Source organism: Leifsonia sp. SIMBA_070 (assembly GCF_046534635.1).
Classification (GTDB): Bacteria; Actinomycetota; Actinomycetes; order Actinomycetales; family Microbacteriaceae; genus Leifsonia.
Window position 1 is genome coordinate 1 of the sequence record NZ_JAWRYK010000175.1, and the last position, 279, is coordinate 279.

The window sequence follows — 279 nt, forward strand, 5'->3', positions numbered from 1 at the left end:
GACACCACCGCCAGTGTCCCGGCCGACTCCGCGCTGCACCGCCTGCTGCCCAACGGAGTGCAGGGGGACGACGCCGAAGCACTGGAATTCCGCCGGCTCACCGAGCGCTCGCTGCGGGAAAGCAAGACCGGTGCGCTGCGCGCCGCAGCCCTGCTGCTGGAGTCCAAACCGCTGCTGCTCAATGCCGAGCAAGCCCAGTATTTTGCCCGCGCCCTCAACGATGTGCGGCTTGTCCTGGCTGACCGGCTGGGGTTGGAAACCGACGAAGACGCTGAGCGG

1 protein-coding gene is annotated in these 279 nt (G+C 68.1%); it reads left to right on the plus strand.

The window, feature by feature from the left end; all coding sequences use genetic code 11:
- Positions 1-279, plus strand: a 279-nt coding sequence (locus tag SB754_RS19895) for a DUF2017 family protein (RefSeq protein WP_410784111.1), incomplete at both ends; no start/stop codon positions are given.